Source organism: Tsuneonella suprasediminis (assembly GCF_003605755.1).
Classification (GTDB): Bacteria; Pseudomonadota; Alphaproteobacteria; order Sphingomonadales; family Sphingomonadaceae; genus Tsuneonella; species Tsuneonella suprasediminis.
The window spans coordinates 85559-106332 of the sequence record NZ_RAHJ01000021.1 but is presented as its reverse complement, the minus strand read 5'-3'; the positions used below and the strand labels follow the sequence as shown (position 1 = coordinate 106332).

At 61.8% G+C, this 20774-nt stretch carries 18 protein-coding genes; 6 read left to right on the top strand and 12 right to left on the bottom strand.

The genetic code is table 11. The features are described 5' to 3' along the window. Positions 1-141: 141 nt before the first annotated feature. From D6858_RS13480 to D6858_RS13470, 3 genes are read right to left on the bottom strand one after another with little or no spacing between them, the layout of a single operon-like run. Positions 142-1317, bottom strand: a complete 1176-nt coding sequence (locus D6858_RS13480) for a CCA tRNA nucleotidyltransferase (protein ID WP_120111577.1) — start codon at positions 1315-1317, stop codon at positions 142-144. Further along, entirely contained in the window at positions 1310-1909 is a 600-nt protein-coding gene (locus tag D6858_RS13475; RefSeq protein WP_120111574.1) for a CoA pyrophosphatase, read from the bottom strand. Before D6858_RS13475 ends, D6858_RS13480 begins: the two co-directional genes overlap by 8 nt. Beyond that, the gene (locus D6858_RS13470; RefSeq protein ID WP_120111571.1) at positions 1906-2454 is read right to left on the bottom strand and encodes a DUF1285 domain-containing protein; all 549 of its coding nucleotides are present in this window, start codon (positions 2452-2454) and stop codon (positions 1906-1908) included. The genes D6858_RS13475 and D6858_RS13470 overlap by 4 nt, the downstream gene beginning before the upstream one ends. A 266-nt stretch (positions 2455-2720) precedes the next feature. Between D6858_RS13470 and D6858_RS13465 the strand changes: the two genes are divergently transcribed. After that, a complete protein-coding gene (locus D6858_RS13465) occupies positions 2721-3149 on the top strand; it encodes a hypothetical protein (RefSeq protein ID WP_120111567.1) in 429 nt (142 codons plus the stop codon). After that, positions 3149-3646 (top strand): hypothetical protein, encoded by a 498-nt coding sequence (locus D6858_RS13460; protein WP_120111564.1) that lies wholly within the window; start codon positions 3149-3151, stop codon positions 3644-3646. The genes D6858_RS13465 and D6858_RS13460 overlap by 1 nt, the downstream gene beginning before the upstream one ends. Positions 3647-3660: 14 nt before the next feature. On the opposite strand, the gene D6858_RS13455 is transcribed toward D6858_RS13460, so the two are convergent. The 8 genes from D6858_RS13455 to D6858_RS15665 form a co-directional block, all read right to left on the bottom strand. After that, positions 3661-4128: a hypothetical protein gene (locus D6858_RS13455; RefSeq protein WP_120111560.1), complete on the bottom strand. Its 468-nt coding sequence runs from the start codon at positions 4126-4128 to the stop codon at positions 3661-3663. Beyond that, entirely contained in the window at positions 4128-6323 is a 2196-nt protein-coding gene (locus D6858_RS13450) for an autotransporter domain-containing protein (protein WP_120111557.1), read from the bottom strand. The genes D6858_RS13455 and D6858_RS13450 overlap by 1 nt, the downstream gene beginning before the upstream one ends. A gap of 108 nt (positions 6324-6431) precedes the next feature. Next, positions 6432-8924 (bottom strand): serine/threonine-protein kinase, encoded by a 2493-nt coding sequence (locus D6858_RS13445; RefSeq protein WP_120111554.1) that lies wholly within the window; start codon positions 8922-8924, stop codon positions 6432-6434. A 254-nt stretch (positions 8925-9178) separates the two neighbouring features. Continuing rightward, a complete protein-coding gene (locus D6858_RS13440; protein ID WP_120111551.1) occupies positions 9179-10195 on the bottom strand; it encodes a YadA-like family protein in 1017 nt (338 codons plus the stop codon). Between the two features lie 318 nt (positions 10196-10513). Beyond that, complete coding sequence (locus D6858_RS13435) at positions 10514-11065, bottom strand: ECF-type sigma factor (protein WP_120111548.1); 552 nt, start codon at positions 11063-11065, stop codon at positions 10514-10516. Positions 11066-11324: 259 nt separating this feature from the next. Then, complete coding sequence (locus tag D6858_RS13430) at positions 11325-12434, bottom strand: OmpA family protein (protein WP_120111545.1); 1110 nt, start codon at positions 12432-12434, stop codon at positions 11325-11327. Between the two features lie 249 nt (positions 12435-12683). Then, on the bottom strand, positions 12684-13190 hold the full coding sequence (locus tag D6858_RS13425) for a GNAT family N-acetyltransferase (RefSeq protein WP_120111541.1): 507 nt from the start codon (positions 13188-13190) through the stop codon (positions 12684-12686). Between the two features lie 104 nt (positions 13191-13294). Beyond that, positions 13295-13768 carry a hypothetical protein gene (locus tag D6858_RS15665; RefSeq protein ID WP_165859707.1) on the bottom strand — a complete coding sequence of 158 codons (474 nt, stop codon included), beginning with the start codon at positions 13766-13768 and terminating at the stop codon, positions 13295-13297. 357 nt (positions 13769-14125) lie between these two features. Between D6858_RS15665 and D6858_RS13415 the strand changes: the two genes are divergently transcribed. From D6858_RS13415 to D6858_RS13405, 3 genes are all read left to right on the top strand, one after another. Next, a complete protein-coding gene (locus tag D6858_RS13415; RefSeq protein ID WP_120111535.1) occupies positions 14126-15277 on the top strand; it encodes an alpha/beta fold hydrolase in 1152 nt (383 codons plus the stop codon). A gap of 152 nt (positions 15278-15429) precedes the next feature. Further along, positions 15430-16635: a CoA transferase gene (locus tag D6858_RS13410; protein ID WP_120111533.1), complete on the top strand. Its 1206-nt coding sequence runs from the start codon at positions 15430-15432 to the stop codon at positions 16633-16635. A gap of 5 nt (positions 16636-16640) precedes the next feature. Beyond that, a complete protein-coding gene (locus D6858_RS13405) occupies positions 16641-18284 on the top strand; it encodes an acyl-CoA dehydrogenase family protein (RefSeq protein ID WP_120111945.1) in 1644 nt (547 codons plus the stop codon). Between the two features lie 486 nt (positions 18285-18770). On the opposite strand, the gene yghU is transcribed toward D6858_RS13405, so the two are convergent. Further along, on the bottom strand, positions 18771-19616 hold the full coding sequence (yghU, locus tag D6858_RS13400) for a glutathione-dependent disulfide-bond oxidoreductase (protein WP_120111530.1): 846 nt from the start codon (positions 19614-19616) through the stop codon (positions 18771-18773). 63 nt (positions 19617-19679) lie between these two features. Here yghU and D6858_RS13395 point away from each other — a divergent pair, with 63 nt between their 5' ends. Next, positions 19680-20708 carry a DNA topoisomerase IB gene (locus tag D6858_RS13395; protein ID WP_240623849.1) on the top strand — a complete coding sequence of 343 codons (1029 nt, stop codon included), beginning with the start codon at positions 19680-19682 and terminating at the stop codon, positions 20706-20708. Positions 20709-20774 lie beyond the last annotated feature (66 nt).

Here is a 20774-nt window from a genome sequence, read left to right as displayed (position 1 = left end):
GAGCGATTGCAAGCGCGCAATGTTCTGCCAGTAAACGGCAGATAAACGCTCTAGTTCCATCTCAGAACGGAATAGGCAACCGTCTAATCGTATAAGGCGGCGAAGCTGAATTCGCCCTGAAGCCGACACACTGGCCCGGAATCAGCGCGCGGCCAGTTCGTCGTCCAGCAACTGGTGTACCCGCCGTTCCGACGGAAAACCTTCGCTGATCCAACGGCGTTCGACTTCGCGCAGGATGCGGGCGACTTCCGGTCCGGCGGTGACCCCGCGGCTGACGATTTCGCCCCCTTTCAGCGGGAAGTCCGGCACGTCCCACCCGGCCAGCGGAGTGGGATCGCCGCCCAGCATCACGATCCGGTCGATCGCGCAATCGGTGCCCAGTTCGTATGCCAGCGCATGGGCATCGCGCCCGTCCATCGGATTGCGGCCCGCCGCGCAGACCAGCCGTTCGCGCTGCGCCCTCGACAGCCGCAGGCGCGCCGCGACGGTTTCCGCAATCGACGGCACCGGCGGAATCAGCGCGGCAAGGCGGCGCACGGCATTGGGCGCGATGCCGTACATCTGTTCGGTCTCGATCATGATTTCCATGTGTTCGATCTCGCGCCCGCCCGCTTCGGGCAGGACGACTGGCAGCACTCCGCGTGCCTCCATCCGTGCCAGCGTGGGGGATGGATCGCGCAGGCCCAGCAGGGTGAGCAATTCCCAGCCGACCCGTTCGCGGCTCAACCCCATCAGCGTTTCAGCCAGTTCGGCGCAGGCGTCCTCTGCCTCGGCATCCAGTTCCGCGCCGAAACGCGCCTGAAACCGATAGTAGCGCAGGATACGCAAGTGATCTTCGCGGATGCGCGCACGGGCATCGCCGATAAAGCGCACCCGGCGCAGCGTCAGATCGGACAGGCCGCCGAAGTAATCGTAAATCTCCAGCGTTTGCGGATCGGCATAGAGCGCGTTGATCGTAAAATCGCGGCGCGCGGCATCGTCTTGCCACTCGCTGGCATATTCCACCGTCGCGCGGCGGCCATCGGTGCTGACATCCTTGCGTAAAGTGGTCACTTCCACCGGCCCGCCATCCAGCACGGCGGTGACTGTGCCGTGTTCGATCCCGGTGGGGACAACGCGGATGCCCGCTTTCTTCAGGCGTTCGATCACGGTTTCGGGGGGCAGAGTGGTGGCCGCGTCGATATCGTGCACCGGTTCGCCCAGCAGAGTGTCGCGCACCGCGCCGCCGACCCAGCGCACTGTGCCTTCGCCCAGTGCGGCGACAAGCGCAGCCAGATCCTCGCGCCCGGTCCATGCGGCCTTGGGCAGTTCAACCATTGAAAAGCTCCGTCAGTTCTATCCGGCGGGAAAGGTTGCCAATAATCGCGGCGGTAACACCCCAGATGCGGTGCCGGTGCCACATGATTTCGAAATATTCGCGCGGCGCGCCCTCCCATTCGACCGTGCGCTTCACCTGATTGACAGGGTCGAGCACGTAGCCGAGCGGGGGTTCGAACCATTCGCTGACTTCCGCCGGATTGGGCGTCAGCGGCAGATCGGGCGGCACCACGGCCAGGACCGGGGTAATATCGTAGCCGGTGCGGGTGCGGAACGGGTCGGACGTGCCGATGATCTGCACATTGCGCGGGTCGAGCGCGATTTCCTCGTGCGCCTCACGCAAAGCGGCCTGAATGGCGTCTTCGCCGGGGTCGAGCTTGCCACCGGGGAAGGCGGCCTGCCCCGCGTGCTGGCGCATCGTCAGCGGGCGGTGCGTCAGGATCACGCCCGGATCGGGCCGGTCGGTCACGGCGATCAGCACCGCCGCCGGGCGCAGATTGCGTGGCGCGGCCATCGCATCTTCCAGCAGATCAATGTCGCGCGCGTGGCCCGCTTCGAACACGCGGGTCAGCCGGTCGAGAAGTTCGCTCATGCCGGCACCAGCGAGAATGTCGCCCCTTGGCTGGTGACTTCCCAGCTATCGCCCAGTGACAGAGCGTGTTCGGCCAGCTGCGTATATGTCGAACGGTTCAGCCGCGCCTCGCACCCGCGCCGCGCCGCGAGATAGAGCGCAGGGGTTTCCGCATCGCCGCGAGCGATCAACGGGTGATCCGGCCCGGCAATCACAATCTCGTCGGTATTCAGGCGAAAGGCCAGCGCACCGTCCTTCACTGTCATATCGGTAGCGATAAAGGCGGCATCTTCGACCGCGATCGACAGCTTCTGCACCGGAGTGACCAGCCAGTGCTGCCCCGTATCATCGCACATCAGCAGCGAGGCGAATGCGCGCACCATCGCCGGGCGGGTGATCGCACTGCCATCGTGGGTCCAGCTGCCGTCGGCGCGGATCGCCATCCCGCTGTCGCCCGTCGTCTGCGGCGCCCATTGTTCGACCGGCGGCAATTTGCGCGCGGCCACTGCTTCGGCCAGCTCTGCCAGCGACAGTCCGGCGATTTCCGGGGGCGGTTCGTAAGGCATGGTGTCTGGCACCCGATGCCAGAGGAAGCCGAACGCTTCAACCGGGGGCGGGCGATAACCCGCCGTTATCGTTGAATCGAGCTGCCGGATTGACGGCAGAAGCGACCATCGCACCCACTGTGGAACTCATGCCTCATCCGCCCCCCGCCGCATTCAGCATGCAATCCGGTGGTCCGAACAGACCGGCAAGCGACAGGCAGTTCTGGCGGATTTCGCGTGCATCTCCCGTTTGTCAGGGTGGAACGGTATTATTCAGGAGGTGGCCAATGCGAAAATATGCGACGCTCGTCGGGCTTGTCGGTGCCAGCATTTTGACAGGGTGCGGATCATCGGCGGATCAATCCGCGACCGCACCGCAGGTGGAAACGCAAGCTGGCGGGCAGACTGTCAAGCTACCCGCTGATTTTCCATCCGATATCGCGCTGCCGGAGGATACCCGGCTGGTTCTTGCAAGCACGCCAGTGCCGGGAGATGTCTTCATCGAAGGCCGCAGCCGACAAAGCGCGGAGGCGATCATCGAAGGTTTCACAAAGCGTCTCTCCGATGCCGGTTATGTTCTGACGGACCGTGCCGAGATTACCGACCCACTTGAAATCTATTTCGAGGGCAAACAGGTGCAAGGCGGCAATATCCGCGTCCGCGACGACGGCGCGGATCGCGATTTCATGCTCACTTATACGAAGGCGGGGCAGTGATGTCGGGACCTCGCGTGACACGGAACGCGCTGATGCTCGCTCTGGCAATGTCGCTGGCCGGATGCAGCGATGGAGCAGGCGGTGGCGATGTTTCCGAAAAAGGCGCCACCGGCAATCAGGTCGAGGGCGTTCTCACGATTGAGGATGGCGACGAAAGCTTGCTCGGCAGCGTCAATCTGCCCAGACCCGACTGGATGCCGCAGGACATGCCGCTTCCGCAAGACGCGCATATCTATCTGGCAACGCATATCCCGCGTAACGGCGAACCGGACCTGTACATGGTGCAAGCCAAATCTCTGGTAGATGCAAAAGCTTATGCCGATGCCTTTTTTGACTGGGCAAAAAACAGGAACCTCAATCCCGAACTGAACGACAAACCAGGGGCGAAGACAAAGCTTGTCGGTTTTACCGGAGCGGGGGATTCGCCAGCCATGACGCAAGTCATCTCTCGCGATGGATATCGCGATATCATCATCACATTTGCCGGACCGCTATAATCTGGCTCAGCAGCTTAGCGCTGCGTTTCGGTAATCCTGATGAATGTGTCCCAGCCGTCGTCGGGAAAGGGGAGATCGTAAACTCGTAAGACAACGCGGCCCCGCCTGCCGCCCGGCCCGGTATAAGAAAAACCGTGCGCTCCGCCGGGCAACGGGGCGACATTGTCGCGCCCGATATAGGGCAGGGCGCATGCGTAGAATGCAGCAATTTCGTCCGGGGTGCCGAGTGTCTTAAGGGTCACGTCAATCATGCCGGAGGCATCTACACCATCTGCGATGCCACTGGCCGTCACGATCGCCCCCGATGGCGCGGCAAGGCGGACCGGATAATCGGGCACTTCCCACACAGCCATGCCAGCGCAATAGGGTGTGCCCGATGTCATATCGGGCATATCGGGCATATCGGCCATTGGTGCAGCGGGCGGGGTCGCAGAACACGCTGCGGCAAGCAACGTGGCGGCCGCGATGGCGAAACGGCGCATCAGAAGGATGCTGACACGCGCACTGCGCCGCCGATCTGCCAGCTACTGCCATAAACCGGGCTGTTCGCGCTTGCGCCGATCCCGATCGTCAACGGCCCAAGCGGTACGTCGTATCCCGCCCCAAAGCGTGCGCGCAGATCCTTGCGGTGCAGGCTCGATGTCAGGGTGAATGACTCCATACCCGGAATGTCGGAGGTTCCGGCGATCATGATCGGATCGTCGGTCAGGTCGGTTTCCAGCGAAAAGCCGAGGCGCAAGAGATTTTGCCCGACAGGCAGTTCCATATCGATTCCGGCACGGGCAACTGTGCGTTTCGCTTCGATGGCGGCGAAGTGCGCCGGGAAATCGCCGCCTGCTTCGAGAAATGCATCGCGCTCGCTATTGCGCCGCTCAAACGCCGCCCACGGGCGCAAATTCATGCCGCCCGGTAAGGCGAAGCCATATCCAGCGCGCAGGCCGAAGCTGTCGCTGCCAAGCGCTGCGGTTCCGTTCATCGGTTGTACGTCGGCAAAGCCTTCGCCGCGGACAAGCGACAGGCTTTCGCGCGCGTGGGCATACCACAAACGGGCGAACGGCCCTGAAGTCGCCGCCTTGTAATCGAGCGACACCGACCATGCATGGGCGCCACTTTCATGCGTCCGGTCATCCTTGATCGACGGATCGGCCCAGGCGTAGCCGCCGCCGATGCTGAGCCCCTCTGTCAGGCCCACGCCTGCGAAGAGCCGCGCTCCGATGGCTTCACGACGGCCTACTGGTGCGGTGCCTGCCGATGTCCAGCCGTATCCCTCAACCCCCAGACAGAAGCGCCGCCCGGCCGGATCGCAGCCCGGTGCGGCGGCTATTTCGGTGAACTGCTGCTGTTCTTCGATCGCCAGTTCGCCTTCTTCGGCCAGCCCGCTGAACGAGGCGAGCAGATTGGTGAAATCCTGCATGACCGAACGCCAGATGAAGGCCCGGCTCTGCCCTTCGGCATTGTCGGACACACCGACGATTGTGGTGCCGTCTTCGCTCACATCGGTGGCTCTTGAGTTTTTGCCGCCCAGTGTGCCCAACGCGACGATGCCGCCATCGTCGGTCCAGCGAAAGGCAACGGAGCTCCCGCTCGTTTCGCCGCGCGCACTCCCAACGATCACGCCGCCATCGCCGCTGACTGCCTTGGCAACGGTGTAGGCGCCGTTGGGATCGTCAGTCGGCAGATAGCCGATTTCACGCATCACACCGTCGCGCCAGTAAAAGGCTTGCGATGAATTATAGACATCGGGATTGCTATGGTCACTTTGACCGATGATCGTGGACCCGTCGGCGCTGATTGCCGTGGCCGTGACATTGGACCCGCCCAGATCGCCAATGTCTGACATGGTGCCATCCTGCCAGACGAATGTGCGACGAATGTCGCCGCCCGACCCGTCCAATACCCGCGCATAGCCCGCGATGACACTGCCATCGTCGCTGATCAGGTTGGCGCCGCCCGTCGTCTGGCCAGTCAATGCGCCCAGGCTCTGCATAGTGCCGCCAGACCAGCGGAAGGCCTCGCGGCTTCCGCCATCGACGTCGGATATCCCCACCACGATCGAGCCATCGCCGCTGACAGCGAGAGCGGACGAGGTTGTACCGCCAAGCACGCCGATGTCCTGTGCGCCCTCCTCGGTCCAGCGGACAGCGTGCTGATCCCCATCGACGAAGGAAAAGCCCACGAGGGTGGACCCGTCGCGATCGAGCGCGGTCACCGCTTCGATGACCAGTTCTCCCGGCGCAGACGGCTGGTCGATGCGTGATGCGGTGCCATTGCGATAAAGGTAGATTCCGCCCTCTGGCAGATCCACCGTGGCGCGAATGACAACGGTCGATCCGTCACGGCTCATCAGCCCGCGAGAGATGCCGCTGATATCCAACACAGCCTCGCTATAGACGATACCGGGCAAAGTGATGTCGTTCGCCACACCGTTCTGCCACAGGACCATCCGCGCGGCGCCCGCTTCGTTCTGGGCATATCCGAATACAACAGAACCATCGCTGTTAACCTCGGTCGCGATCGAGCGGTCCCCACCCAAATCGCCAAGCTCGACCATCTCCTCTTCGGGAATATCCTGTGCCTGAACGCCAGTTGGGACCAAGGCCGCGCTCAAAGCCATCAGGCTGGTCATACCGATAAGGCGCAAGTTCGCATTCCGCCCGAATGTCTGCGTGGCTGTCATGTAAATCCCCTCGAATGAAGCTGTGGCGGGGCCTCACGGCTCTGCCTGTCATCTTTCATCACGAGAAGCGCGGCGGAATTCCGCCACTATCTGCGGGTTCAGCGCTTTTCAGGAAGAAAAGCGCTGCAGGGCGGCCTGGCAAGGGGTGCGATAGATATCGGGCGTGCCGTCGGCGCCCAACGCGGAAACCGCTTCGCGCAAAGTCGGCAGGGCTTTGCTGTCGCCCTGTTCCAGCCGTGCTGTGGCCACCCGGCATTGGGCGGTGGCGATGGCAAAATGGCCGGCAGGCAGTGCGTTCCGCAAACCGCCCAGCGCCCGCGCTGCTTCGGCCTCCGCCTCACGCCAGCGATGTTGTGCCATCCGCATTTCCGATCGCGTGAGCGCGGGGAACATGCGCCGCGGGTGGCCCGCCGGCAGATTGCGGGCGAACACCCGTTCGGCAATCGCGAGATACTTTTCCGCTTCGTCATATTTGTGTGCTCGGACCAGCGCGGACGCCAGATTTTGAGCGACTTCGCCGGTGGCCAGCGCATCCGCTCCGTCCTGACGAACGCGCAAGGCGTAGATCGCACGCAGTTCGCCCGTCGCGCTCGTCAGGTCGCCTGCCGATTGCAATGCCATTGCGAGGTTGTTGCGATGGGACAGAACCGCCGGTGTATTGGGCCCATAGGCGGCAATGGCGATGTCGCGCGCGCGCCGGTGCCATCGGGCCGCATCTTGCGGCTGGCCGCGATGCTGCGCGATACGCCCCAGATCGGACAACGGCAGCGTCAGGCGCGGATGGTCTGGGCCATATCGCTTTTCCGCCAGATTGAGCACGAACCGCACGTGCCGTTCGGCTTCGTCCAGTTGTCCCAGCCCATCCAGCGCACGGCCAATGCCCGATCCCGCTTCGATCCGCGCGTTATCGATATCGAGCGTTTCCGCCAGTGCGGCGGCACGACGGAACAGCGGCAGTTGCGCTTGCCAGTCCCCCTCTTTCGACCAGGCTGCCAGTAACAGGGTGTCGAGCGATGCCTCGTCGCTGGCGCCGGCGCGATCGATGATTTCAAGCGCGCGCACCATGTCTGCATTGCCGGGCACCGTTGACCCGCGCTCAATCGCCAGCCGCGCACGATAGGCGAGCGCAGCGGCATATTCGCTGCTTTGCGTCCCATCAGCCTGTCGCGCAAACGCTTCCGCGTCCGCGGCCAGCGCGGCGGCCCGGCCATCCTGTCCGGCGCGCTGATGCAACCGCGCCGCCCATCCACTGAGCCGTCCCAGCAGGGCCGGGTCGTCCGCCAGCCGTTTCCTGGCATCGGCCAGCGCTTCATCGATAATTGTAATACTGTTCGACGAAACCGGCCCGGTCGCATCGAGTTCGAGCGGATCGACACGGCGGAACAGGTCAAGCAAGGCTTGCCTCCCACGTTCCGCGCGATCGGCGGCGATCTCGGCAGTCTGCCGCGCGCGATCGATGCGCCAGGCGCCGACCGTTGCCGTGGCACCCCACCCGGCCAGCGCCACAAGGACGAGGGCCCCCAGCGCGCTCGCCAACCGATTCTGCCGCATGATCCGCTTCAGCGCGCGCGGCGCGGTGTCAGGCAGCGCCTCGGTTGCCTGACCTTGCAACAAACGGCGCAAATCGGTGGCCAGCGCGGCCGCCGAACGATAGCGGCTGGTGGGATCGGGGGCAGTCGCACGCGCGATGATGGCGGCAAGTTCAGGGCCAACCCGCTTACCCGCTGTGATCTCGTCCAATATCTTGCCGAGCTGAAATATGTCGCTTGCGGTCGTCAGTCGCTGCCCTTCATATTGTTCAGGCGAAGCGCTGGCCGGGGTCAGGGCGACGACATCATCCGCCGCACCATCTTCCCCCAGCAATTGCGCGATCCCGAAATCGAGCAGCCGGACCATCCCATCGCTTTGCAGGATCAGGTGATCGGGCTTGATATCACCATGCAACACACCGCGTTCATGCGCGGCCTGCAATGCATCGGCGCATTGCGCGACGAGGTCGAGCCGTTCCTGCAACGGCAGTGCCTGTTCACGGGCATATGTGGTGATCGGCTGTCCTTCGACCTGCTCCATCACCAACCACGGCGATCCGGTCGCGGTTTCGCCACCATCGATGATCCGCACCAGCGCCGGATGGCTGAGGCTTGCCAGCGTGCGGCGTTCGCGCATGAACAACGCCTTGGCATCGGTGCCGAAATGGCCGCTACGCAAAATTTTCAGCGCGGCATCCTGCTGATAGCGGCCATCGTCGCGGACCACTGCGTAAACCTCGGAAAGCCCGCCCGATCCCAGATGCCGCATGACGCGCCACGGCCCATAGCGGCGGCCGATCCGTGGGTCGTCGCCCGGTGCACCGGCGATGTCGGGAACGGCGGTTTCCAACATGCAATCGCGTTCGAATTGCAGATTTGCGAACAGTTTTCGACTGCGCCGTTCCGCCGAGATCAGCCGGTGGGTGCGGCGGGCCAGTTCGGGGGCATCGGCAAAATGACGGTCAACCCATGCCGCACGGTCGCCATCGGGCAGATCGAGCACTGCCTCGAACGCGCTATCGACACGCTGTCGGGCATCCGCGCCCGGTTGAGACCCTGTGTTGTGCGGCATTGCCGAAGCCGTTCTCCCACTATCGAAAACCCGCGCGCTCTCCGCTCGCGATCATGGCTCAAATGCGAGCGCCAACCAAGTGCATCCTGATTCTTCAACGCAGAGGATGGCTCATTCCCGCCATACGGGGGGCGGGGGGCTAGCTTGTCGCGCTCCCCCCGCGAAGAAGGGCGGCGCGCAACGCGATTGCGTTGCGCGCCCGTCGCGTATCGGCAACCAGACAATCTGGCCGATTGTACGCCCCGCCAATGGAATCAGAACTCGCCGGCAACACCGATCCGCGCGGCGATGTCCCCTTTACCCGCAAACGAAGCCCCAGCGGTTATGGCAAAGGGATTGTCGCTGTCGACGCGGTGCGCGAGAGACAGACCCGCAGCCTGCGCCCCGCGATAGGTTGCGAGGTTAAAGGTGTAGCTTGTTCGGCCGGTTTGCGAGGGCATCGGTGCTGCCGTCAACGCCAGGGCGACAGCGGTTCCACGCTGCGCCTGACGCCGGTCGTGGTCCGTGATCGCATAGAGATCGTCGATCCGTGCGGTATTGGCTGAAATCCCGGCGATGTTGCTGGCGACTGCGGCCATACTGGCGGCAATATCCGTCGTATTGGTCGCGATGGCCGTTGTGTTGGCAGCAATGCCCGCTGTGTTGCCAGAGATCGCAGTGGCATTGGCAGCGATCCCGGCGGTGTTGGTGTCTATATTGCCCTGCAACGCTGCATCTGCGGCGGTGCGCTGGGTCGTCTCCTTGTTGAGTTGGCCCATATTGGCACTGTCGGTGCTGTTGATGCCGTCAGCAACATTGACGATCCGCCGCTCGGCGTCCTCCCTGCCGACAGAGACAGTATTGTTCTCCCCCGCCAGAGAACCATAACCGATCGCCACCGAATTGGTGGCCAGAGCAGCGGAACCGGCGCCCAAAGCAATGCCATTGCCGAAGGTCGCCGTGGACGCTCTGCCAACTGCGATGGCATTGTTAGCGGTAGCCAAGGCAGTCTGGCCGATGGCGGTCGAACCATCGCCACCAGCGTCAGCTGCAACACCGACTGCAGTTGATTTGTCTCCCGTTGCCTTGGTGAATGCGCCGACGGCAGTGGAAGCAAGGCCGCTGGCAACACTGACAGCACCACATTCGCTAGAGTTGATCCCGGGCCCGACATTGCATTCGACAGTGCTATCGGCATGGGCCGGAGAGGCAGGAAGCAAGCATAACATGCTGCTCATCAGAGTGATGGCAAGCGTAGGCCGTGAGCCTACAGACAGTTCGTATTTCGCCATGAATGAAGTCCTTTAGTTACTGCGTGAAAGATGAATTGCGATTGCCGAGAGTGGCGGCGCGCCGGTGTTCAGCGCGTGGGAGGAGCGAGTGTCATGCAAGGAACAACGCAGCCTGGCTGCCATTCCCGCCACCAGAGCGGGGCGAAGCATGGCGCGACCGAACCAGCGCACGCCCAGGTCAACCGCGCGGCAACATTCTGTCGCTCGACGCAAATGCCGTGCGTATCGTGATTTATGGAGGGACGGGCCGCGACTTATTCAGGGCAGGAATGGCCCGATACCCCATCCTGCCTGTAGCGGTATGTCGGCGTGGGCCGTTTATTCCGGCTGGAATTCCTCGCTCAGATAAGCGCGCGCGCGGGCCCATTGCCGTTCAACGGTACGGACCGATCGGCCCAGCGCATCGGCGGTTTCCTGAGTGGTCAGTCCACCAAAGAAACGGCATTCGACCACCGACTCCAGCTCAGGCGCATGGGCAGACAACGCCTCCAACGCCTCATCCACGGTGAGTACGGCATTCATCGGGGTTGCGTCCGCGACAAAGCAATCGTCGATATCAAGGTGCACCGCGCCAGCGCCGCGCTTGTCGGTCGCCTTGCGCCGGGCATGATCCACCAGAATTTGCCGCATCGCTCTGGCAGCGGTAGCAAGGTAGTGATTTCGGTCGTTGAACCGCCGCTGTTCATCTCCGGCCAGCTTCAGCCATGCCTCGTGGACGATCAGGGTTGTGTTGAGCGATGGCGTACCGGATTGCCGCGACAACTGGCGCGACGCGATCCTGCGTAGCGCATCATACGTTTCGGCAAGCAACTCCTCCGACAGGCTGAGTTGGCCGTCCCTTGCCGGAAGCGGGTTTGCACGACTGGTCATCACCCTATGTTTATTGCGGAATTTGTATCCGTTTCAAGGAATACCTGACAGCAGCACCCCGATGTCAGAGTGCCATCATCAGGTATTCCTGTCGGGCGATGTCGTTTTGGGGCCGCTTTGGTTGCTATATCAAACCCGCGAACGACGCAGCATGATCTATATCCGATAGCGAGTGACGCAGATTACCGGAGACAGCCGGTTCAAAGCGTTCATTCTGCACCAGGCTCTTTTCACAGGCTCACCACAGCCGTGGTCACTGTCATTGCCGCACAAGCATGACACGGCGGTTTTGAGCTCTGCCTTCATCAGTCGCATTGCTGGCGATTGGATCGCGGCTTCCCATGCCGATCGCGTGCAATCGCTGACCATCCACGCCACGCGCTATCAGTGCATCCCGCACAGCTGCGGCGCGTCGAAGGGAGAGCGCCTGATTGTTCGCCATACTGCCGGTGCTGTCGGTATGACCTACGATTTTCATCGTCAGTTGGGGTTGTGACGCCATAAGGGATGCCACGGTATCCAGTTCCGCGCTGGATTCGGGGCGCAATGTGGCGCGCCCGGTGTCGAAGAACACCCCTTTGAGGTTGACTTCGCCACTACGCTCCAGCTCGGCGGCCATTGCTGAAGGATCGACTCCGACCATGCCGGCATCCATCTCGTTGGTTTGCAGGATATGGATATTGGTCCGGCCAAACCCGCTGGCTTCGCGATAGACCAGAATGGAAACGTATGCGGTGCCATCGTTATACCGCAGCTTGCCGGTAAAATAGCGCACATCCGTGCCATAGGCGATCATGCCGTTGGCCTCGCGAATATTGAGAATCCAGCTTTTGGCATTGGGAACTTCGTAATCGACCTTGAAGCCCCGCGCTTCCAGAGCATTACGATAGTTGCGGATCAATTCGAGGGTCGAGCGGCCTTTGGGGTTGTTATACAGCAGGCGGGTCAATGCGCCTTCGAGTACCTGCGTTTCGGCATGGCGGCTCCGGTCCATGCCGATGACACGTGGATAGTCTGTATAGTCCTGATATTCCCGGCTTTGCTCTACAGAGCCGGGGTAGGGCGAAATCAAGGCGCTTGGCCCTGAGGTGAGGTCTGCCGAAGCGGAACTGCCGTTCGCTGATCCATTGTTGTTGCGCTGGCGTTGCTGAGCGGCGCAGTCGGCTTCCCCCAAAACACACCGGGTTGCCTTGCGCGTTTCCTTTTCCGCCTTGTTGGTAACTTCGGACTGGACCGCCTGCTTCACTCTCTTGGTTATCTGTCCGAACAGCCCCTGAGCCGATGCATGGCCGGGTGCCATTGCGATGATTGCCAGCGCTGTGCTTGCTGCGATGATGCGTGCGTGGTGGTTGAATATTCGAATAGCCATGTTGTCGTATCCCCTCCGTCGGATGGAAAATCTCCGTGCATCAGGATCAACGCAGCCGGACGGCGAAGTCCGCCAGTCTGGAAAGTGAGGACGAAAATATCGCGGGAGGTTAGGTGGTTGCGCGGCCAGAGTTTTTATTTTGCGGCGGGCGCGTCGGCGGGTGCGGCGAGTATTGGTGTGGCCCCTGCACGTTGATCCGGTGCCGTTGCTCTGGTTATCAATGCCGCCGGGATTCAGCCGGTCAGCTATTTATCCCATCCACGGGCCGAGCATCCCCTGTTCGGGCAGAACAGCATCGCTGCTGGCCCGGGCGAGCAGGCGGTGTTTCTCATAGGGGCCGGGGCAGTTCCAGCCGCCGGTCATCCGGGCGGAGAAGTCCCACTGGCCGTAATATTCGGCGTCACCGATCAAAACTTGGGGCAATGGCGCCTGCGGATCGATTGCGCCAAGCGCCGCGGCCATCAGTGCCTTGCCGTACCCCTCGCCCTGATGGCCGGGCATCACCGCCACCGGGCCGACCATCAGCATTGGGTGCGCGCGCCCTTGCGGATCGGTCAGCGCCACTGGCCAGAGCTGGATCGTGCCGACAAGAAAATCGTCGTCGTCCATTGCCGCGAAGCTGAGGCCGGGCAGCCAGTCCATTCCGGTGCGGATGCGATATGCGGTGCGCGCAAAACGATCCGGCCCGAATGCCGCGTCGAGCAATTCTTCGGTCAGCTGCGGATCGACCGCTTCAAGTGGAACGATAGTCGCCATAATGGCGCGCCGTTAAGGCCAGCAATGCGTCAAGTCGATGGAGAAAATCTTGTGAGAGGGAGCAGTTCGGCAATGACAGGGCGAAAAGACAGGCCCGTGGCAATTCAGCGCTGGTGTTCGCCCACAAGCTCTTCCTCCGGTTGGTGAGGCTTGGTGTGGGCAGGGGGGCTGGAGTATCCCGACTTGTCGTTAGAGTAATAGCCGAAATACCCGTACCATCGTACGCGTTTGTACATTTTGCGGCCCATCGCTGCCTCAAGAAGTCGAATAAATATTATTTTAATTATTAATAACATCTTTGATGCATAATAAAAAATATTAACGATAATTCTTGCGAAAATAATAAATGGACTGAAAATAACATACCAGATATTCTTTCTGAATATCTTTGATGCGCGGGATTTGGGCAGTGCGCGCACTGTAATAATGGGAACGGCAAGGGCTGCCACGATATATGTTATTATTATATAGGGCAATGTTGTAGAAGAGGCGTCTGCGATCACGCCATATGATAACTGAACCACTGACCATCCCTTCGTGCCACACAAGCGTGCATCGATAGTGGATGGAGAATTCATAAACCCATCCGGTGGGCATTATATCAAAAAATCAATTTTCATCTATCGGTAATGTTGAAACAATTTAACCAAATTGGATGTTTATTTTCAATTAATAAATTAATATTTTGGGCCATTTGGTGCATTGTTCTGGCGGGTTTTGGAAGTATCGTCTGGGCAAAGTTGGAGTGATAACTCCATAGTGGAATATATTTTAGCCACCCGTTGATAATGCGCTGAACTGGCTGCGGCGGGGCATCTATGCGGGCGATCTGCCGCAAGGAGTGGCTGGCATTCCGCGCGGTTTACATGCGATAGGGCCCCGGCGGGGCGGCTTGCACGCACCTGCATGGCAGCGGATTCGAACGGGAAACAACAATGACCATTACGACTTTCAACGGCTTCGGTGGCGTGACGCTGCAAGCCGACGTCGTTGGCGATGGGAACGACCCGGCGATCCTGCTGATCCACGGGATCGGTCAGAGTCGCGTGGTATGGCGCGATGTTTCCGACGCGCTGGTCCGCGCTGGTCGCCGGGTGATCGCACTCGATCTGCGCGGACATGGCGGCAGCGGGGCGCAGGGCGACGGACGCTTCGATTTCGATGCCCATGTTGGCGACCTGCGCGCGGTTCTGGCGCAAGTGGGCACCCGGCCGGTGGTTGTCGCGGCCATGCAGGCGGGCTGGATCGCGACGCGGGCGCTGGCGGAGGATGCCGCTTCGCTGGCGGCCGCACTGGTGCTGGTCGACATGCCCACTCGTTTTGAAGGGGAGCCGTTTGGCGGCCCGCTGTCGGCCGGCATGGCATCGCAGATAGAGGCCGCAGCGCCCAAGCTGGCCTTACCCACTTTGTTCGTGCGCGGGGCATTGAGCCCGCATGACAGTTCGGGCGATGCCGAACAGTTCGCACGGGCATTGCCCGATTGCGAAATGGTGGAAGTGAGCGAAGTCGATCAATTGCTGGCCGCCGATCAGACCGATGATTTCAACGCGTTGCTGGTCGATTTTCTCGAACGCAAGCAACCGCGCGGCCCATCTGAATTTCGCGCCGGGTCGGATGCGCGGACTTTGCGCGATGCGCTGGGGTGTTTCGCCACGGGGATCACGGTCGTCACTGCGATGTCGCCCGATGGCACGCCGATCGGGTTGACCGCCAACAGTTTTACCTCCGTCTCACTCGATCCGCCTCTGCTGCTCGTCTGTATCGCGAACACCGCCAGCAGCGGCCCGATCCTGCAGCAGGCAGAGCACTTCGCGGTCAATGTCCTGCAAATCGGGCAGCAGCCGGTCTCCAATCGCTTTGCCGGCAAGGGCGAAGATCGCTTTGCCGCATCGGACTGGAGCGCAGGGGAAAACGGTGCCCCGGTGCTGGCCGGATCGCTCAGCGCGTTCGAATGCCGCCGCCATGCCGTTCACGAAGGCGGCGATCACTTCATTCTGGTGGGCGAAGTGAAGCGGGCGCAATTCGATGCGCGCCGCGATCCCTTGCTCTATTTCCGCGGGAAGTATCGCCGGTTGCATTTTGCCTGATGGGCGCAGCTGAACAAGTTGCGATCCATATACCGATCCTGGTGGACCCGCTGGCGAAAATCGCGCTACGGTCGGTCATGATAGCGATTATAGAGAGAGCAGCCTGACGATGATTTGCCCCGCACCGCCCGCCATGATCCGGCGATAGCGCGATGTATCAGTTCCTCAGTGGCCTTAGCGTGATCGAAGCGTCCAGCTTCATCGCGTCGCCCAGCGCCGGTCTTTATTGCGCGCAGATGGGTGCCGATGTGATCCGGGTGGACCAGATTGGCGGTGGGCCGGATTTTCATCGCTGGCCGGTGACCGATGGCGGGGATTCGCTGTATTGGGAAAACCTCAACCGGGCGAAACGGTCGGTTGCGCTCGATCTCGGTAGCGAGGAAGGGCGGGCGATCCTGCGGGAACTGGTGCGCGCGACAGGCCAGTTCATCACGAACTTTCCTGCTGACGGCTTCCTGTCTCACGAACGACTGGCGCAGAGGCGCCCCGATCTGGTGACGGTGCGGGTGATGGGTTGGGCCGATGGCTCGCCCGCGCTCGATTATACGGTCAACAACGCGGTCGGATATCCGATGATGACGGGGCCAGGGCCGGAACCGGTCAACCATGTCCTGCCCACGTGGGATCTGCTGTCCGGTGCCTATGCGGCGTTCGCGTTGCTCGCGGCGATGCGGCGGCGTGAACAGACCGGGCAGGGCGGCGAAGTGCGTATTCCGCTGTCCGATGTGGCGATCGGAACGGCGGCCAATCTCGGCGGTATCGCAGAGGTGCTGTATAACGGGGCCAACCGCGAACGGCTTGGCAATTCGGTCTATGGTCTGTTCGGTCGCGATTTCGTGACAGCCGACGGCATGCGGACGATGATCGTGGTGGTGACACCACGCCAGTGGCGCAACTTGCTCGATGTGCTGGGCCTTGCGACAGAGGTGGCGCGGATCGAACAGGCGCGGGGCACCTCTTTCGCGACCGACGATGGCGCACGGTTTACCCACCGCGATGCGCTTTACCCGCTGTTCGAACGGGCGATTGCGATGCGCGATCATGCCGATCTGGCGGCGGCGTTCGATGCGAACGGGATCGTCCATTCTCCCTATCGCACGATGCTGGATGCGGCGAACGATCCGCGTCTGGTAGCGGACAACCCGATCTTCAGCGCTTTCGCCGCCAATCCATCGGGGGTTGCCTATCCGGCAGCGGGGGCGTTCGCGACGGTTCCCGATGCAGAACGGCAACCTGCGCAGGCTGCTCCGCGCAACGGCGAACATACCGAACAGGTGCTGGCCGAAGTGCTCGGCCTTCCGAGCGGCGCAATTGGCGACCTGATCGATCGGGGTATTGCGGCAAGGTCCGGGGGATGACGACGATGAACGAATGGATCGGCCTGTCCGAAGCGGCGGCGCTGGCGGCACGCAGTTATGTCGGCGCAGTGCAGGCGAAGGTCGCGGCGGTGGTGGCTCCGGCGGACAAAATCGATCCGGCGCTGGCCGACCGCCACCAGCATATCCTGCATGGCTTCGCGTGGATCGCAACCACGGCAGAGGCGCTGGCGGCTGTCTCCGCATGGGCGCGGCGATGTGGCGAGGCGGGGCAGTTCGGCACAGTGGAGCAACTGGCGCTGCGCGTGGGTTTCGGGGAATATTGCGCACAACTGATCGGCGGCGTTCCAATGAGCCAGAGCGAATTTGCCCGCCCCGCCGCGCTGGGCGTGGCCGATGATGCGGCCCGGTTCGCGGCCAGTCCCGCGATCGCGCGCTTTATGGCCGATGGCAACACGCCCGATACGCGGGCGGCGCTTGCGGCTCTGTTGGCCGAGGGTGCCGTTCCCGACGAAGGTCTGGGTGACGATACGATGGACATGATCCGCACCCAGTTTCGCACTTTCGCACGTGAACGGATCGCGTCACACGCGCACAAATGGCATCTGGCCGACACACTGATCCCGATAGAGGTGGTGCGGGAAATGGCCGACCTCGGTGTGTTCGGGGTCTGCATTGCGGAACAATACGGTGGCCTTGGCCTTGGCAAGCTGGCGATGTGCCTCGTTTCGGAGGAGCTTTCGCGCGGATGGATTTGCGCCGGCTCGCTCGGCACCCGGTCGGAGATCGCGGGTGAACTGATCGGCGCAGGCGGTACGCAGGCGCAAAAGGCGCACTGGCTACCCCGGCTGGCGAGCGGGGAAGTTCTGCCGACTGCGGTTTTTACAGAGCCTGACACCGGCTCCGACCTCGCCTCCGTCCGTACCCGCGCAACGCGTCAGGCCGATGGGAGCTGGCGGATCGATGGGGCGAAGAACTGGATCACCCACGCCGCTCGCGCCGATCTGATGACCGTGCTGTGCCGTACCGATCCCGATACGCCGGGCTATGCTGGCCTGTCGATGTTGCTCGCCACGAAGACCCGTGGAACCGATGATGTCCCGTTCCCCGATGATGGCATCGACGGCTCCGAAATCGAAGTGCTCGGCTATCGCGGGATGAAGGAATACGCGATCGGCTTCGATGGTTTCGCGGTGGCGGAAAATGGTCTGCTCGGCGGTGAGGAGGGGCAGGGGTTCAAGCAGTTGATGCGGACATTCGAAGGTGCACGCATCCAGACCGCGGCCCGCGCCATCGGGGTGGCATGGAATGCCTATGACCTTGCCCTCAGCTACGCGCTGGAGCGGCGCCAGTTCGCGAAGCCGCTGATCGCCTTCCCCCGCGTGGCGGACAAGCTGGCGCTGATGGTGGCCGAATTGCTGCTGGCGCGCGAGTTGAGCTACGCCGCCGCCCGTTCAAAGGATCAGGGCAAGCGCTGCGATATCGAAGCGGGAATGGCCAAGCTGCTGGCTGCCCGTGTCGCGTGGAGCAATGCCGATCAGGCGGTGCAGATCCACGGCGGCAATGGCTATGCGCTGGAATACGAAGTCAGCCGGGTGCTGTGCGACGCGCGCATTCTCAATATCTTCGAAGGGGCCGGAGAGATTCAGGCGCATGTCGTGGGGCGCGGTTTGATCGGGCGGCAGAACTGACGTGATTCGCATTCAATCTACGGGTTGGGGCGCAATACGGGGCATTTCGCACGCCATTTCATGTCGTTGGTCGATTTATCGATAATTTTTCATGGGTTTGCGCCGGGCGCGGATTAACCGGCTAAGCACCTCTATTGACGGGATAAGTCATGCGAAGTGGCAAAGCGGGTCCGACAAATCTCTAACCCTGAAATTCAACGGTTTACGTCAATCAGGTGTTTAAAATCGGATGATTTGCTGTTCGCGTTGCCCCTCTTGACGAGGGGCATGGGGGCGATAACCAGAACACTGACTTACCCGTTGGAACACGCCCGCTGTCGCTGGTTAGCGGAAAGCGTGATCGATCGGGGAGGTATGGTCGGCACCACGATTGTCGCCAGGCGGCTGCCCCTTCGCCCGCGACACCGAATCGTATCATGGTGCATCCCGGCGAGGCGGGCTTCCCCTTAGCCTCGCCGGGTAGCTCCACCGGACATTTATTGGCGATCAGAGGAATGCGGGATCGACGCTGTCGAAATCGCTCGCCGCATGGCGTTCGCGCAGGGGATCGCGGTTGACGATGCGCCCCCGTCGGACCGCCGGTCGCGCATCGAGTTCGGCCACCCAGCGGCCAAGGTTCGCGTATTCATCGACCGACAGGAATGTAGCGGCATCGTTGTATGCCTCCCCATGAACCAGCGCGCCCAGCCAGGGATAGGCGGCAATGTCGGCAATCGAATAATCGTCTCCACCCAGATAACGGGTTTCCCTAAGTCGTTGATCCGCGACCGACAGGATGCGCTTGGTTTCCATTGCGTAGCGGTTGATGGGATATTCGTATTTCTCCGGCGCGTAGGCATAGAAATGGCCAAACCCGCCGCCGATGAATGGTGCGGTGCCCACTTGCCACATCAGCCAGCTGAATACTTCGGCACGGGCCGGGCTTTCGCGCGGGAGCAGGAAGTCGAACTTTTCCGCCAGATGCAACAGGATCGCGCCGCTTTCGAATACGCGGAACGGGGTGGGGCCGCTGCGGTCTTCCAATGCGGGGATTTTGCCATTGGGGTTGAGTGCGGTGAAACCCGATCCGAACTGATCCTGATTCATGATGTCGATCATCCACGCATCGTATTCCGCGTCCGAATGACCGGCGACGAGCAGTTCTTCGAACATGATCGTCGCTTTCTGCCCATTGGGGGTGCCGAGCGAGTAGAGCTGAAACGGGTGTTCCCCCACCGGCAGTTCCTTGTCGAACCGTGCGCCTGCGGTGGGACGGTTGATCCCGCCGAAGCGACCGCCGTTTTCGGCATCGTGGGTCCAGACTTTGGGCGGGGTGTAAGTGGGATCGGCCATCGCGGGTCTCCGTTTTTCGTTTTCTGCCAGAGAGGTGGGGCGATAGTAAGGAACCGCAAGGCAATGCCCGCCGTTTCCTGCTTCGCGATGACGAAGCTGATCTATGTGGACGATGATTTGCCGGGCATATCCCGCAAGCGGTGCGGCACTGGCTGGGCATACTACGATCCCGAAGGTCGGCTGATCCGTGATAAGGAGGAAAAGCGTCGGCTCAATGCCGTCGCGCTGCCACCGGCCTATCGCGATGCGTGGTTCTGCCCCGCGCCCAATGGCCATATTCTGGCGACCGGGATCGATGCGCGGGGGCGCAAGCAATACCGCTACCATCCTGAATTCCGCACCGCGCGCGAAAGCGACAAATTCGATGGCTGCGTCACATTCGGCAATCTGCTTCCCCTTGTCCGCAAGCGGGTGGAGGAAGATCTGGCATCCCGCCAGCTGACCCGCGAACGCGCCGTGGCCAGCGTGGTCCGCCTGCTCGATCTCGGGGCGGTTCGGGTGGGGAATGACAGTTATGCGCGGCGGAACAAGTCTTTCGGCGCGACCACCCTGCGCCGCCGCCATGCCGAGCTGACCGGTAAAACGCTCAAGCTGCGTTATAAGGGCAAGGGCGGCAAGGATCGCGAAGTGGTGCTGTCGGATGCCAGCCTGGCCAAAGTGGTGCGGGCGATGGAAGACCTGCCGGGGCAGCGTTTGTTCCAGTATCTCGACGATGATGGGGATCATCACGCTGTTTCGTCGAGCGACGTCAATGCCTACCTCTCTGAAACGATGGGGGAACATTTTACGGCCAAGAATTTCCGCACATGGCACGCCAGTGCGATGGCGCTGGCCGAACTGGCGGCGGCACAAGATACTTTGACCATGAAGGAATTGCTTGGTATCGTTTCCGAGCACCTTGGCAATACCCCCGCTGTGGTGCGGCGCAGTTATGTTCATCCCGGCGTTATCGCGCTGATCGAACGACAGGAGGAATGGCGACGGTCACTGGACATGCCAAGAGCGACTAAATGGCTTTCGCGGGAAGAACGGGCGCTGCTTTCCTTGCTCGAAACCGGGCCAAGCGCGGCCGAATTGTTGTCGGCCGCGTGATTGCTTGCAGTCAGTATCCGAAAGGGATACTGACTGTTTATGCACGAAGCAGGTCGAAAAATCCGC